General features: G+C 34.8%; 15 protein-coding genes and 1 pseudogene. 8 read left to right on the forward strand and 8 right to left on the reverse strand.

From position 1 onward, the window contains the following. The first annotated feature begins 29 nt into the window (after positions 1-29). From H3T54_RS09245 to rpmE, 6 genes are all read left to right on the forward strand, one after another. Positions 30-1,289, forward strand: a complete 1,260-nt coding sequence (locus H3T54_RS09245) for an MFS transporter (protein WP_198222209.1) — start codon at positions 30-32, stop codon at positions 1,287-1,289. Positions 1,290-1,550: 261 nt separating this feature from the next. Further along, positions 1,551-2,012, forward strand: coding sequence for a DUF721 domain-containing protein (locus H3T54_RS09250; protein ID WP_198222211.1), 462 nt, complete (start codon positions 1,551-1,553; stop codon positions 2,010-2,012). A 50-nt stretch (positions 2,013-2,062) separates the two neighbouring features. Beyond that, positions 2,063-2,467: a YhcB family protein gene (locus tag H3T54_RS09255; RefSeq protein WP_198222213.1), complete on the forward strand. Its 405-nt coding sequence runs from the start codon at positions 2,063-2,065 to the stop codon at positions 2,465-2,467. An 84-nt stretch (positions 2,468-2,551) separates the two neighbouring features. After that, the gene (locus H3T54_RS09260) at positions 2,552-3,931 is read left to right on the forward strand and encodes a Do family serine endopeptidase (RefSeq protein WP_198201272.1); all 1,380 of its coding nucleotides are present in this window, start codon (positions 2,552-2,554) and stop codon (positions 3,929-3,931) included. 109 nt (positions 3,932-4,040) lie between these two features. After that, positions 4,041-5,093 carry an outer membrane-stress sensor serine endopeptidase DegS gene (degS, locus tag H3T54_RS09265; RefSeq protein WP_110448445.1) on the forward strand — a complete coding sequence of 351 codons (1,053 nt, stop codon included), beginning with the start codon at positions 4,041-4,043 and terminating at the stop codon, positions 5,091-5,093. Between the two features lie 141 nt (positions 5,094-5,234). Next, positions 5,235-5,450, forward strand: coding sequence for a 50S ribosomal protein L31 (gene rpmE / locus H3T54_RS09270; RefSeq protein WP_110448444.1), 216 nt, complete (start codon positions 5,235-5,237; stop codon positions 5,448-5,450). 63 nt (positions 5,451-5,513) lie between these two features. Here the strand turns inward: rpmE and metJ are convergent, their stop codons facing one another. Further along, complete coding sequence (gene metJ, locus H3T54_RS09275; protein ID WP_110448443.1) at positions 5,514-5,831, reverse strand: met regulon transcriptional regulator MetJ; 318 nt, start codon at positions 5,829-5,831, stop codon at positions 5,514-5,516. Between the two features lie 180 nt (positions 5,832-6,011). Here metJ and metB point away from each other — a divergent pair, with 180 nt between their 5' ends. Further along, positions 6,012-7,178, forward strand: coding sequence for a cystathionine gamma-synthase (gene metB / locus H3T54_RS09280; protein WP_198222215.1), 1,167 nt, complete (start codon positions 6,012-6,014; stop codon positions 7,176-7,178). 82 nt (positions 7,179-7,260) lie between these two features. Here metB and citX read toward each other — a convergent pair whose 3' ends face one another. The 7 genes and pseudogenes from citX to H3T54_RS09315 all read right to left on the reverse strand — a co-directional run. Next, entirely contained in the window at positions 7,261-7,830 is a 570-nt protein-coding gene (citX, locus tag H3T54_RS09285; RefSeq protein WP_110448441.1) for a citrate lyase holo-[acyl-carrier protein] synthase, read from the reverse strand. A 40-nt stretch (positions 7,831-7,870) separates the two neighbouring features. Continuing rightward, the gene (gene citF, locus H3T54_RS09290) at positions 7,871-9,400 is read right to left on the reverse strand and encodes a citrate lyase subunit alpha (protein WP_081298768.1); all 1,530 of its coding nucleotides are present in this window, start codon (positions 9,398-9,400) and stop codon (positions 7,871-7,873) included. A gap of 12 nt (positions 9,401-9,412) precedes the next feature. Next, on the reverse strand, positions 9,413-10,300 hold the full coding sequence (gene citE / locus H3T54_RS09295; protein ID WP_065577565.1) for a citrate (pro-3S)-lyase subunit beta: 888 nt from the start codon (positions 10,298-10,300) through the stop codon (positions 9,413-9,415). Continuing rightward, positions 10,297-10,587: a citrate lyase acyl carrier protein gene (gene citD / locus H3T54_RS09300; protein WP_034902004.1), complete on the reverse strand. Its 291-nt coding sequence runs from the start codon at positions 10,585-10,587 to the stop codon at positions 10,297-10,299. Before citD ends, citE begins: the two co-directional genes overlap by 4 nt. 21 nt (positions 10,588-10,608) lie before the next feature. Then, positions 10,609-11,643: a [citrate (pro-3S)-lyase] ligase gene (gene citC, locus H3T54_RS09305; protein WP_198222216.1), complete on the reverse strand. Its 1,035-nt coding sequence runs from the start codon at positions 11,641-11,643 to the stop codon at positions 10,609-10,611. A 4-nt stretch (positions 11,644-11,647) separates the two neighbouring features. Then, positions 11,648-12,493, reverse strand: coding sequence for a fumarylacetoacetate hydrolase family protein (locus tag H3T54_RS09310; protein ID WP_198222217.1), 846 nt, complete (start codon positions 12,491-12,493; stop codon positions 11,648-11,650). A gap of 83 nt (positions 12,494-12,576) precedes the next feature. Beyond that, positions 12,577-13,866 (reverse strand): annotated as a pseudogene (locus H3T54_RS09315) (2-hydroxycarboxylate transporter family protein); the annotation flags it as partial. Positions 13,867-14,147: 281 nt separating this feature from the next. Here H3T54_RS09315 and H3T54_RS09320 point away from each other — a divergent pair. Then, positions 14,148-15,737 (forward strand): sensor histidine kinase, encoded by a 1,590-nt coding sequence (locus tag H3T54_RS09320; RefSeq protein ID WP_198222218.1) that lies wholly within the window; start codon positions 14,148-14,150, stop codon positions 15,735-15,737. The last annotated feature ends 2 nt before the right edge of the window (positions 15,738-15,739 follow it).

The raw sequence follows: 15,739 nt of genomic DNA on the forward strand, positions 1-15,739 counted from the left end.
TTAACATTAAATAGGATGAAGGAAATAAAATGAGAAAAATACCAAAATTTAGATGGTGCATGATTTTACTTGTTTGTGCTATTACTATTATCAATTATCTAGATCGAACAGCATTAGGTGTTGCTGCACCGACAATTTTAGAAACCACAGGTATTACTAAAGAGCAATATTCTTGGATAGTGAGTGCATTCCAGTTGGCCTATACTATTGGTCAACCTATTATGGGCTTTTTTATTGATACAATTGGTCTAAGACTTGGATTTGCTATCTGCGCAGTAATTTGGGGACTAGCAACTATGGGCCATGCATTAACTGGTACATGGCAAGGTTTAGCTTTCATGCGCGGAGTAATGGGCTTTAGTGAAGCATCAGCTATTCCTGCAGGAATAAAAACCGCATCTATATGGTTTCCAGCAAAAGAAAGAGGAATCGCGTCAGGTGTGTTTAATATGGGGACCTCATTTGGTGCGATGCTTGCTCCACCATTGATTGCTTGGTGTATTTTATTCCAAGGTTGGGAATTTGCTTTTGTTGTTTCAGGATCATTAGCATTAATTGCTGCTCTAGCATGGTTTATTTTTTATCGTGATCCTAAAGATTCAAAAAGACTATCTGCAGAAGAAAGAGAGTATATTGAAGCTGGACAAGAGAAATATTTAGACAGCGATAACAAACAGGAAAAAGCATCCCTTAAAACAATCCTTACTCAGCGTAATTTTTGGGGTATTGGTATTGCTCGTTTTCTTGCTGATCCAGCGTGGGGAACAATCAATTTTTGGGTACCAATCTTCTTTGTTGAAACATTGCATTTTAGTTTAAAAGAAATTGCCATGTTTGTTTGGTTACCATTTTTGATGGCTGATCTCGGCTGTTTAGCTAGTGGTTTTGTAGCGAAGTTCTTTAATGACCGTGGAATATCATTAATCAATTCGAGATTGATTACCTTTACGATCGGTGCAGTATTAATGATGACAATCGGTTTTGTTAGTATTGTTGAAAATCCATACTTAGCTGTATTCTTAATTAGTCTTGGTGGTTTCTCTCATCAATTATTATCTACTGTTGCATCAACTTTAGGTGGTGATTTATTTAAGAAAAATCAAGTTGCTACAGCAGTTGGAATGGCTGGCGCTTGTGCTTGGACAGGACAGTTAATATTTAACCTTTTCATCGGTGCATTTGTAGGCATAATTGGTTTTGGTCCATTCTTTATTGCGTTAGCTTTCTTTGATGTAATTGGAGCAATTGTGCTTTGGACATTTATTCGAGAAAATAAAGTTTATAATTAAGTATTAATTAGATAATTAATCAATAATCAGTAAAACTAGAATAGGTAGAATCAAAATTTTTGATTCTACCTATTTATTATTCGAGCGAGTTCAATTATTTGGTTTAGTCTTTCTAATGTTTTGTGATAATACAAATAAACTGTAAATATTATTTTTTTACAGGACATTTTTAATTAGATAAGGTAAATTATTCGGCATAAGAATGTTTATGGTTGAGTTAGTTGCTATTAATTTTAGCAAGAAGTAAGGATAGCCTGAATCATGCGTGATAATGAACCAAAAGTGTTGACCTCTTTGTTGTCACAAGGGGTATTATTATCAAAGATAAAGGAAAGAGCTGTCGCTTTAAGTCAATTGACCAAAGTTATTGATGAATTACTTCCAACGCCATTAAATCAGCAATATCGGGTTGCTAATTATCGTCAAGGTGTGCTCATTCTTGAAGTGAGTTCGGCCAGTTGGTTAACAAGACTGAAGTACGAACAAGGTAACTTATTATCAGGGATACGCCAAAAAATTTTACCATCTTTATCTTCTATTCAATATAAAATTAATCCGACTATAGCAACTAATTATTCGCAATCAGTAATTTTGTCAGCCAAGAATGTTAAAATTAGTAATGTGATTAGTAAGCAAACAGCAATATATTTAAATGCAGTGGCAGAACAAGCACCAGATAAATTGAAAAAACAATTGATTAAACTTGCGAACCATGCAAAATAAACCAAATAATATGTTTAAGTTATATAATTAAAAGCTATAAGGAGTGAAATATGGATAATAACATGATGACTTATATCGTCATTGGCCTAGTAATTGGATTTATTTTAGGCATGATTTTCATGAATTTTATTTCGCCAAAAGGGCGTAAATATATCAAAGCTCAACGCGAATTAGAGCAAGCTCAAGAAGAGTTAGCTTCACAGAAACAAATGATGGTTAAGCATTTTTCACATAGTGCTGAGATTTTAGATAATATGGCTAAAGAATTTCGTCGATTATATCAACACATTGCTGAAAGTTCAGGTCAATTTGTAAATAACGAGAATATGCCTATTATTGATTTAGAGTCAAATAATGACATCAGCGTTAAACAAGAATTAACGCTTGAAAAACAGCCCAAAGATTATTCAGATAACCCATCTGGATTATTCAAAAGTGAAGATATTAAACCATGATTAATTTTAAATACTTTTTGATAAGATAATATTAATCAGATTTATATTGTAAATATTAAATCCGTTAAATAAGAGAGTTTTATAATGAGTCATTCTTTATGTAAACCAAAAAATTTATTAAGTATTATTGCCTTAAGTTTAGGTTTAAGTTTAGCTACATTACCGAATGCTTATGCTGCTTTTCCATTTATTCCTACAGATAATAATTCACAACCGCAACAGCCTACATTGGCACCAATGTTAGAAACAGTATTACCTTCGGTTGTAAGTATAAAAGTTGAAGGCACAGCAAAAATGCAAAGTAATATGCCAGAAGAGTTTAGACGCTTTTTTGGTTATCCTGATAGTCAGTCTAGATCATTTTCGGGATTAGGCTCTGGTGTAATTATTGATGCCGAAAAAGGGTATATTGTTACTAATAATCATGTTATTGATAATGCAGATAAAATTACTGTTTCGTTAAATGACGGTCATGAATATCAAGCTAAATTAATCGGTAGGGATCCACAAAGTGATATTGCATTGTTAAAAGTTGATGATGCTAGCAGATTAACTGCAATTAAAATTGCTGATTCAGATAAAACTAGAGTAGGTGATTATGTTGTTGCGATTGGTAATCCATTTGGAATTGGTCAAACAGTAACATCAGGTATTATTTCAGCACTAGCTCGTAGTGGGCTAAACATGAATGGATTTGAGAACTTTATCCAAACTGATGCTTCCATTAACCAAGGTAATTCTGGTGGCGCTTTAGTTAATTTGAATGGTGAACTCGTTGGCATTAACACTGCTATTATTGCGCCAAGTGGTGGTAATGTAGGTATTGGTTTTGCGATACCGAGCAATATGGTTAAAAGTTTAACTTCTCAACTTATTGAATATGGTGAAGTCAAACGAGGGGTTTTAGGTATCAAAGGTAACGAATTAACTTCCGATATCGCGAAAGCTTTTGATCTTGAAGTGCAGAAAGGTGCCTTTGTTAGTGAAGTTATTGCTGATTCAGCAGCCCAAGAAGCTGGTATAAAATCAGGTGATATAATCATCTCAATGGATGGCAAACCCGTTGAGAGCTTTGCTGAGTTACGCGCTAAAATTGCCACAACGGGCGCTGGCCGTACTGTTAAGTTGGGTATTATTCGAGATGGAAAAGAAATTTCTGTTGAGGTGAAATTAAAAAACAGTGATGAATCAACTACTCAAGCAAAATCTCTTCATCCAGCTCTAGATGGTGCAACTTTAGCTAATGGTGAGGTAAAAGGCCAAAAAGGTGTGCTGATTGAAAGTATTGCTAAAAATTCACCTGCATCTCGATTAAGTTTACAAGAAGGTGATTTAATCACTGGTGTAAATAAAGCTAGAGTGAATAGTATTTCTGATTTACGTACAATTATTGATAGCAATCCTTCTGCTATTGCTTTAAATATTGTTAGAGGCGATAGTCGTCTTTATCTCATTTTACGTTAATTATTTAGCTAGATATCGTCGGTGCTTAGCATCGACGAAAACGCCTTTTTAACCCTTCGTTATATATGATAGAATCCTATTAATCATTCTCATCCTACTAGTGACCATTATGCTTAAAAAAATTCTATGGCCAATATTAATTGGTGCTGTTTTAGCGATAGTGTTACTCATTATTTTTCCTTCTTTAAGAAATGGAACGCAATCTGATTTTTCAAGATCTATTTTTAATGATGAACCTATGAGTTATTCAAATGCAGTAAAGATAGCCGCACCAGCCGTGGTAAATATTTATAGTCGCTCAATTAATTCTGTACCTAAACAATCACAAGATAGTCCAATAACACCGTTGGGTTCTGGTGTTATTATGAGTGAGCTTGGTTATATCGTTACCAATTATCATGTTGTTGATGGAGCAGAACAAATTATTGTTGCTTTGCAAGATGGGCGGATTTTTGCTGCATTACCTGTTGGTTCCGATAAATTAGTCGATATTGCTGTATTAAAAATCGAAGCATCTAATCTTCCAAGAATACCGATTAATTCTTCCCGCGATCCGAAAATTGGTGATGTCGTCTTAGCCATTGGCAACCCTTATAACATAGGGCAAACTATTACTCAAGGTATCATTAGTGCTACTGGTCGTGATGGACTCAGTCCATATCGTCGACAAAATTTTATCCAAACTGATGCTTCCATCAATCATGGTAATTCTGGAGGTGCTTTAGTTAACACTAAAGGTGAATTGATGGGTATTAACACTCTGACATTTGCCAAAAATCTAGGTAATGATGTGCCGGAAGGTATTGGTTTTGCCATTCCAACTGCATTAGCTGTTAAAATAATGAATAAATTAATTCAAGATGGCAAAGTGATTCGAGGCTATATTGGCATTGATGGTTTAGAATTTGCACCAACACAAAATACAAGTGATCTGCCGAAAGTGTTAGGTATTTTAGTCACTAATGCTGAAGGGCCTTCTTTGCAGGCTGGTGTACAAGCTAATGATATTTTAATAATGGTTGATAATAAGCCAGTAAAATCGATTGTTGAAACCATGGATCAAATTGCTGAGTTGAAACCGGGAACAATCGTCCCCATAATTGTCTTACGCAATGGTGAAAAGATTCAGTTGCAAATCACTATTGGTCAATTGCCGGTTTAGATTGGCCTTTTATTACTTGATTATCTTTGATATAGGACGTATAATTCGCACCCTTATCATGTTATTTAACACTCGTATGGTGTATAGATTTTGCGATTAAGCCATTTATATAGCGATACGAACAAACTTTAGAGGTTTATTATGAAAGAAGGTATCCATCCAGAATACACTGCAATTACAGCAACTTGTTCTTGTGGTAACAAAATTGAAACTCATTCAACTGTTGGTCATGATATTCATCTTGACGTATGTGGTGAATGTCACCCGTTCTATACAGGTAAACAACGTGATGTAGCAACTGGCGGACGTGTTGATAAATTTAAACAACGTTTTGCAATGGTTGGTGGTAAAAAATAGTTTTACTAATTTTTACGTTGTAAAAAAGGCGCTTTAGGCGCCTTTTTTGTATCTATGATTCAATCATTCATCAATTAAATCAGGATCTATACCTAAAGCTCGCATCATTTTCTGCGCTTGTAACGGAATGCCATCTTCATGATCTTTCTGTAAATCTTCATCACAAGGCAATGGTTGACCAGTATAAGCGTGTAGAAAAGCTTCACATAAAAGTTCACTATTCGTTGCATGACGTAAATTATTGACTTGTCGTCTAGTTCGCTCATCAGTTAATATTTTTAATACTTTTAACGGAATTGAGACTGTAATTTTTTTTACTTGTTCGCTTTTTTTACCATGCTCAGCATAAGGGCTAATATAATCGCCGTTCCATTCCATCATTTATTCACCAAATCAATTACATCACAAATAATGTGGATAATTTTAGCGTTTTTTTTGCTTAGCTGCAATCTATACACCAAGATAGTTAGACGTCTAGACATGTTGACGTCTTTTTTTATTGTGTTATTCTTATACAACTAAAATCTAAAAATAAATAAAATGGTTTGTAGGAAGGTTATTATGGCTCATAAATCTAAAAATCTTAGCCAAGATACTATTGCTGTTCGTGGTGGATTAAATACAGATGACCAATTTGGTAGCGTAGTTCCTGTTATTACGCCTTCAACGTGTTATCGCTATCAATCATTTGCAACACCAAGGAAATTTGATTATGGTCGCAAATCTAATCCAAGTAGACGATTAGTTGAGGAAACGGTAGCGAAATTAGAAGGTGGTGCAGATGCCATTTTAACCAATTGTGGTATGTCAGCTATTCATTTGATTAGTGTTGCGTTACTAAGTCCAGATGATACCGTTGTTGCTCCTCATGATTGTTATGGCGGTAGTTATCGATTATTTAACAGCTTGAGTCAAAAAGGTTATTTTAAAACCAAATTTGTAGACCAATCCGATCCTATCGCTTTAAAAGAAGTGCTGAATTTAAAACCTAAATTAGTATTGATTGAATCGCCAAGTAATCCATTATTAAGAGTCGTTGATATTGCTGATATTGCACGTCAGGCGCATGAGATTGGTGCGTTAGTTCTGGTTGATAATACCTTTATGACGCCAATTTTACAAAAACCACTGGAATTAGGGGCTGATATTGTTAGTCACTCTTGTACTAAATTTTTAAATGGCCACTCAGATCTATTAGCCGGAATATTAGTATTTAAAGATCAACAATTAGCTACAGATGTATTGTGGTGGGCAAATAATATCGGAACATCAACTTCATCATTTGATAGTTATTTATTATTGCGTGGTTTAAGAACTCTTACTGCAAGAGTTAGATTACAACAAGAAAATGCAGAAAAAGTCGTCGATTTTTTAGTTAATCATCCTAAAATTGCTAAAGTTTTTCATCCTTCGTTACCAACAAATTTAGGTCATGACATTGCCAAAAAACAACAAAAAGGCTTTGGTTCACTGTTGAGTTTTGAATTAGCTTGTGCTGCCGATGATATGCCTAAATTCCTAGATGCGCTGAATATTTTTACCTTAGCGCAATCACTTGGTGGCGTAGAAAGTTTAATATGTCATCCAGCTACAATGACCCATTCAGGAATTAGTGCTGAAGCACGTAAAACAGCGGGTATATCCGATCAATTATTACGTATTTCTGTGGGTCTCGAGGATATCGATGATCTGATTGGTGATTTAGAGCAAGCGTTAGCAAATATTTAACCGTCATCAATTTATCAATAGAGTTGGAAAATAGTTTATTTTTCGACTCTATTAATATAGATAGCTATATATTTAAGCTCGTTTAATTATTTCGATAATCATTGACTTTATTGGCAATGGCACTGAGGATTTCTTTAATGGAATGCCTTTTACTACGACCGCAAATTTTAGCATTATCATGGCAAACTAAACATTGTCGAGAATGATGCTCGAATTTAGACCGAGAAATACTTTTTTGTGTAATAGGGTCAATGACATCAATATCCCATAATCGTCCTAAAAAATGCCTCTCCTCAATTTTTATACACAGTTGTTTAAGTATATCAACGTTATAATCAATTGATAATAATGCTTCATCACCAGTTATGCTTTCATAAAATTTTTCATGGATAATAGAAATATTATGTTGGTTTAACATCTGATGGATAGCTTGTACAGCTTCATTAAATAAGAATACAGTGCCACTACTTTTCTTGATTGGTCCAGGTATTACTAAACTTAATGATATTAGCGGATAAGGGTATTGCTCAAAAACTTGTTGCTGATTGTTTACACGGTTTTCTTTGGCTATTAACATTTGCTCAAGCGTTATGTTAATACCATCGTCGAATCTTAATGTTGGATTATTCATAATGATGTTGAGTAATAGCATAACTAAGAATTTTGTTATGCTATTACTATTACAAAGTTAATTAGTCTTTGACTTGACGAACAACATCAATAATTGAGCCATCACGGAAGTGAACAATCCCAACAATTTTATCGTTAAATTCAATTGGTTTTGGTTCACCTGTTAATGCAATAGCACGTTGATAAAGTTCTTCAATAGTCATTACGGGTAAATTAGCCGCTTTTAATCGTTCTGCGATTTCAGGACGAGCAGGATTTACCGCTATACCATGGTCAGTGACTAACACATCTACACTTTCTCCTGGTGTGACAATTGTCGTTACTTTTCTTATTACCGTTGGAATTCGGCTACGAATTAGTGGCGCAACGATAATAGTTAGATTTGCTCCAGCGGCTGTATCACAGTGACCACCGGATGCACCACGCATAACACCATCAGATCCTGTTAGTACATTAACGTTGAAATCTAAATCTACTTCGAGTGCGCTAAGAATGACAATATCTAATTCATCAACACTTGCTCCTTTTGAGGCTGGATTAGCGTAAACGTTGGTTGAAACTTCAATATGATCTTTATTCTTACCTAAAGATTGTCCTGCAGCTCCATCAAAACTTTGTGTATCAAGTAAACGTTTTACTAAGCCTTTTTCATGAAGATCGACGATACTGGCTGTGATACCACCTAGAGCAAATGATGCTGTGATATTTTTCGCTCGCATCCGATTTTCTAGAAAGCGTGTCGCTGCAGTTGATGATGCGCCAGAACCAGTCTGAATTGAGAATCCATCTTTAAAATAACCTGAATTTTCGATAACATCAGCGGCATAGCGTGCAATCATTAATTCTCTAGGGTTACTGGTAATACGTGCTGCACCAACGCTAATTTTAGTTGGATCACCAACTTCGTCAACTTTAACAATATAGTCAACTTGATCTTGGCGGATACTTGCTGGATGGTTAGGATAACCAACAATATCTTCAGTAAGTAAAACCACTTTCTTAGCAAATTGAGCATCAACCATAGCATAACCAAGGGCGCCACATTGTGATTTACCTGATACGCCATTAGCATTACCTTGTTCGTCAGCAGTTGATACAGCTAAGAATGCGATATCAATATTAATTTCTCCGCTTTGGATTAATTTGACTCGACCACCGTGAGAATGGATATGTACCGGATTTTCCATCAGGCCGTGTGAAATCGCATCAGCTAATTTTCCTCGTAATCCTGAGGTATAGATTTTAGTAATTACACCAGACTCAATGTGAGGAATCAATGCTGCGTTACAGCTTAATAATGAGCTTGAAGCTAATGTAAGGTTCTTAATACCTAATTTACTAATGGTTTCAACAACTTTGTTGATAACTTTATCGCCTTCACGAAATGCGTGGTGAAAAGAGATAGTCATTCCATCACGAAGTTCACACTTTTCTATTGCTTGCTCAATTGACTCACACAATTTACGGGTATATTTAGACTCATCTTTTAGATAAGGTGTGGTTGCATTAGCATCAATAAATGGTGTGATATTTTTAAGATCAGGATGCTGTTTTAATAAATCAGCAATTTTTTGGTTTATAGAAGTTGTCATGTTTCAATCCTATCAAATTTCTTTACGTACACCGGAGTATTTAGCTAGTTCAATGATTTTTTGCGCACGAGCAATAATTGGTGCATCAATCATTTTGCCATTTAAAGAAACAACTCCAAGCCCTTTTCTTTCACCTTCTTCAGCGGCTTCAACGACTTTTTTAGCATTTTCTACTTCACTAGCAGTAGGTGCATAAGCATTATGTAATAGCTCAATTTGTCGTGGATTAATCAATGATTTACCGTTGTATCCTAATTTTTTAATTAGGCTGACTTCTTTTAAAAAGCCTTCATCATCATTAACATTTGAATAAACAACATCAAAAGCATCAATACCGGCTACACGAGCAGCATGTAAAACAGCACAGCGTGCATAAAATAGTTCAGTACCATCCCCGCGTTCTGTTTGCATATCTACTAGATAATCAAATGCTGCAAGAGCGATACCAATTAAACGTGGCGATGATTTGGCAATGGATACTGCATTAACTACTGCTTGAGCTGATTCAATAGCAGCCATTAATTTAGTGCTACCCACTTCTCGGCCACACTCTTTTTCAATTCGTTCAACATGCGCTTCAAGTTCATGAATATCTTCAGCACTATTGGTCATTGGTAAGCGAACAACATCAACACCAGCTCGCACAACGGCTTCTAAGTCTTTAAGACCAAATGGTGTATTTAATGCATTAATTCTAACTACAGTTTCAATGCCATGTTCTTTATAAACAGGTAATTTTAATGTTTGCGCGACGAGTAGACGTGCTGAATCTTTTTCTTTGATAGACACAGCATCTTCAAGATCAAACATAATTGAGTCTGGTTTATAGACAAAAGATGTAGATAACATTGCTGCATTTGCACCTGGAAGAAACAGCATACTGCGACGTAATTTTTTCATAGTAATTTACTCCAATCTAATTCAGTTTCTTCTGCACCGCGTAACACAGCACATTGTACCCGTGCTTTTATTGCACAATCTAAAGCACCTTTATCGTCAATAATGATTAAACCATCAGTTAAGTTAAGTTCATTTAATGTGTTATTAACCACAGCGCGAATTTGATCGCCAAATTGTTTATTTACATCACTATTAATAACAATTTCGATGCCAGTATTTGGCATGACTTTAACTAACAAATCGCTGGATTCGAGAGTTCCTGCCATGGCTTCTTTTTGTATTTTCATGTTTTTACCTTTTGAAAAGAATTAAATATTTAATTTATCCAAATTAGCTGAAATATAATTCCAAGTTGTTGAAGGAACTAATTTCTTAACCTGCTCATAATTTTTTAATGCCAGTGAATTTCGCACTAATGATGCTGATATAATGTTTGATTCTTCGAGTTTTCGAGCAACCTCAATGACAGTAATCTTGGATGACGAACTAACTTTGTCATCTTCTAACCAATATTTCATCGCTTTGTTATAAGCATTAGTTACTTCACTATGTGGCTCAGTACCAACAAAACGGTGAGTGATATTTAATGCTGGAGCAATATAGTTCCGGAAGATTAACAGATCGATTCCCATATAAGCATAGTCAATTTTGCTTTTATCTTTTAAAAAATAAGTAGGGAAGGTTGCTTTAGAAATAATGTATGACGAACTGGCATGAACCGTAACATTTTTAATATCTTTTGTGCCATCTTTTACTAACTGTAAACGTACCTGAAACGGAAACAGTGATACATCTTCATTAACCACAAATACATGTACCCAATCACATTGATTGGCTGCAAATTCGATAAGATATTGGTGACCTTTTGTAAAAGGATTGGCATTCATCACAATACTGCCAATTTTGTTACCAGCTTTTTGGTATTGCGATAATTGTTTACAATATTGTTTAATCCCAACCGGTGTGTTTTCCATCAATACGACTAAATCAGAAATTTCAACAATAGGATAAAAACCGCATGCTTTGAAAAAAGCGGTATTTTCAGGTTTAGTATATAAAAATAGATGAAAATAGCCGTTGTCATTGGCATATTTCATCGTATAGTCGATTAAAGTTAGATTTAGTTGGTTGCCGCGATAATCAGGATCAATGGCTACACACTTGATAATATTGTGATCAAGACCGGCACAAGCTATACAATTATTATTCAGTTTTGCAACAATGAAAGTTGTGACTTGTGGATCTAAATCGAGGTCAGATTGCAATAGTAATTGCTTAATTGCTTGATAATCTTGTTCAGATTTAGATATATCAACAACACTGTAATCAACTAAATCGTACATATAACTACCTTTTTTCTTCAACGATAAAGTTAGTTAGACGACCAATATTGGTAATTTCAACTTCAATGGTATCACCATCGTGCATAAATATTGGTGGATTTCGTTTTTTTCCAACACCGCCTGGTGAGCCAGTAAGAATAACGTCACCCGGTGATAATTTAGTAAATGTACTAATATACGAGATTAAATCAGGTACAGTATGTACTAAATTCTTGATACTATCATGTTGCATCTCTTTTCCATTCAGATAAGTTGCTATTGATAGCGCTTTAGGATCGGGTATTTCATCTGTAGTTGTTAAACATGGCCCAAAAGCCCCTGTATTTGGCCAATTTTTACCAGCTGTGTACCAAGTATATTGCCAGTCACGAATCGAACCATCCATATAACAGCTATAGCCTGCGACATAAGATAAGGCTTCTTCTGATTTTATGCGGAAAGCCTCTTTACCAATAACAATTGCTAATTCGCCTTCATAATCCAGTTCATCGCTGATAGTTGGTTTAATGATATTTGTCTTATGTCCTGTTTGAGAATCAGGAAAACGAACAAATAAAGTTGGGGCAGAACTAGTTTCATTAAATTCTGCTCGTTTTTCCGCATAATTCATTCCTACACACAAAATTTTATTTGGATTTGGAATTACCGGTAAATAAGTTATTGCTTGTTCATCGATATCACTAGGTGCGTCTAAAAAGTTTTTTGCGTTAACTAATCCATCTTTATCAGAAAGAAGGGATTTTAGATCTTGATATTTATCGCCTAGTTTTTGGCCTAAATCTACGATGCCATGATCAGTATATAAACCAAAACTTGGTCGACCAGAAACAAGGTAACTGACAAGCTTCATGAATACTCCTTAAAAGCTGTTTATTGAAACTACATAAGAAAATAGAACAACCCTAGTAATAACTAAGGTTGCTCTTGAAAAAACTATACTAAGAAATTGCCTAGAATGAGTAAGGATACTGATACGTTAATTGCACCACCAATACGAGTAGCAATTTGGGCAAATGGCATCAACTCCATACGTTCTGCTGCAGTCAGGATTGCAACGTCACCAGTTCCACCTTGACCACTTTGACAGCAAGAGATAACTGCCGCATCAACTGGATACATACCTAGTTTTTTAGCAACAAAGAAACCAGTTGTGACTAAACTCACTACTGTACAAACAATAACTATTAGGTTGATTACGGTGAAAGCTGCAACGATTTTATCCCACGGTGTGATTGCCACGCCCACAGCGAATAAAATAGGATAGGTTACAGATGTTTGGAAGAACTTGTAAACTACTTGCGAACCACTTAGTACTTTTGGTGAAACACCTGATACTAGTTTAACAAATACTGCGGCAAATAGCATCCCTACAGGTGCTGGAATACCGGTTACTTTGTGGCCAATCATACCGACCATATAAAGGATAGCGGCTAATAATACACCAGATGCAAAAGTTGTCACATCAATAACCGACTCTGTTTTAGCCGTTTTGTTGATAATTTGGTCATCTTCTGATGCTGGTAACAAGCGACCATTACCAGTTAAATGAGGATAAGCTTTACCAATACGGTTAAGGATACCACCACAAATAATACCGGTTAAACCACCTAACATAACAATTGGTAATACTCGACCTAGTGCTTCACCTTGTTCCATACCTAAAATAGATGCGTATCCGATTGATAATGGAATTGCGCCTTCACCAACACCACCAGCCATGATCGGTAATACTAAGAAGAAGAATGTTTCAAATGGTGATAAGCCTAATAAATAACCCACACCAACACCAACTAGCATACCAACAATTTCACCACATACCATTGGTCCGAAGATTTTTAAGAAACCTTGAATAAGCGTTTTCTTATCCATGTTCATAATACTACCAACGATGATACAGCAGATATAAAGATATAAAATGTGAGTATCTTTATAGAATTTGGTTGTTGCTTGTACCACCGGAGTAGGCAGAATGCCATAATAGACTAGAGCTGATGGAATAAAGGTTGCACAAATTGCTGCTGCCCCCATTTTTCCAACAATTGGTAAACGTTTACCTATTTCACCACAAAGAAAACCAAAGAAAGCACAAGTGACTACCATAACAACTATTTCACTTGGTAATTTACCTGTTACTAATACTTCAGCAAAGATAAGAATACCCGCGATAATAAATAATGGTAAAGGAATTACACCGATTTTATAATCATCCATAAGTTTCCACCATCCGTATGGCCAAAACTTTTTCGTTTGATCTTCGTGTTTTATCTCATGTTTTTCATTGTTGTTGTGCGTTTTTTCAACTGAATTGAAATCCACCATATTTTTTTTATCTCCAAAATAAATTTGCTTTGTTTTAATGGCGCATATAGTGACAAAATATTAATATCAATTTTGTGATATAAATCATAAATTAAGTGTGGTTTTTATGGTTTTAAAGGCTCTAAGTTTTTTTATGCTGTGTTACACTCCTCAGCAGATACAGCAATTATTTATTAAGTATAAAAATGCGAAAACGAATACATCTGTCATTTACGACAAAATTATTTTTATCTCTTTTACTCTTTTCATTGGTGGTTTTAGCATTGCTGCAAAGCTACATATGGAATGTGACAGAAAATGCCTTATATCGTAGTTTAGGCGAAAAAGCTCAAATTCAGGCGAAAGAGTTAGCTGTGATTCCTAGCTTAATAAAATATGTAGAAGATAAAGATACTGAACAAATCGCTAAACTTGTTTCAGATATTTTTGAACAAAGTGATGCGAGTTATATTGTTATAGGTGATGCTAAAGCTTATCGGTTATTTCATACGGCTAATAATTCAATATATTTACCCATGGTTGGTGATGACAATCAGGAGGTGTTAAGTGGTATTAGTAGCACCACAATAAGTCAAGGATCTTTAGGTTTAGCCCTAAGAGGTAAAGCGCCGATTATTAGCAATGGAAAAGTAATTGGTATTGTTTCGGTTGGTTATATGGTAGATGATATTTATGCGTCACATATAAAACAATTTATTCCATTCATTATTTTTTGTTCATTTTTATTCTTTGCTCTGTTTATATTTTCTTTATGCTTTGCTAGAGCTATCAAAAAACAGATGTTTAATTTAGAACCTCAAGCAATTGCACTATTGGTAAAGAGTCAGAAATCAATAATGGAATCAATATTTGAAGGTATTATTGCCATTGATCTTGATTATAAGATTATCAATATCAACCAATCAGCAAGGCGTATGTTAAATATTGATATCGATGATAATAGTCTGCTTAATCATGATTTATCTAATTTTATTAAATCAACGGATTTTCTTTATGGTAGTACCAATCAGACTAAAGATGTTCATGACCATATTTGCTATTTCAATAATATTATCGTTATTGCTAATCGTATTCGCGTAATTGTTGATGATGAAATTCAAGGATGGGTGATCACCTTCCGAAATTATGATGATATTAATTTATTAAGTATGCAATTAACTCAAGTTACGCAGTATGTGGATAATTTGCGCGCCTTAAGACATGAACACCTTAACTGGATGGCAACGTTATCAGGTTTAATTTATATGAAACGATATGAAGAAGCGGAATCATTTATTGCGCTACATTCTGCTGATAATCAACAAAATCTAGATTTCATTACCAGCCATTTTCAGGTTCCGGCTATTTGTGGTTTATTAATTGGTAAATATTCTAAGTCGCATGAAATTGGCTTAAAATTGTTTTTTGATCCCGCCTGCTATTTAGAAGCATTGCCTTCCAAGATAACTGAAGCCGAATTTATGTCGATATTAGGTAATTTATTGGACAATGCCTTTAATGCGTGTTTAAAAAATAATCAAGGTGATAAATCTATCCATCTATTTTTAAGTGATAGAACCGATGAAATTGTTTTAGAAGTCAGTGATCAGGGTTGTGGTATAGACGATAAAATCCGCAATTCAATTTTCCAACCGGGGGTAACCTCACAAAATTCGAACGAACATGGTATAGGTTTACATTTAGTTTCTACATATGTGAAAAAAGCTAACGGATATATCACATTTGAAGATAATGAACCTTATGGAACGATTTTTTCTGTTTTTATACCAAAGTAGTT

Source organism: Gilliamella sp. B14384G10 (assembly GCF_016101685.1).
Classification (GTDB): domain Bacteria; phylum Pseudomonadota; class Gammaproteobacteria; order Enterobacterales; family Orbaceae; genus Gilliamella; species Gilliamella apis_A.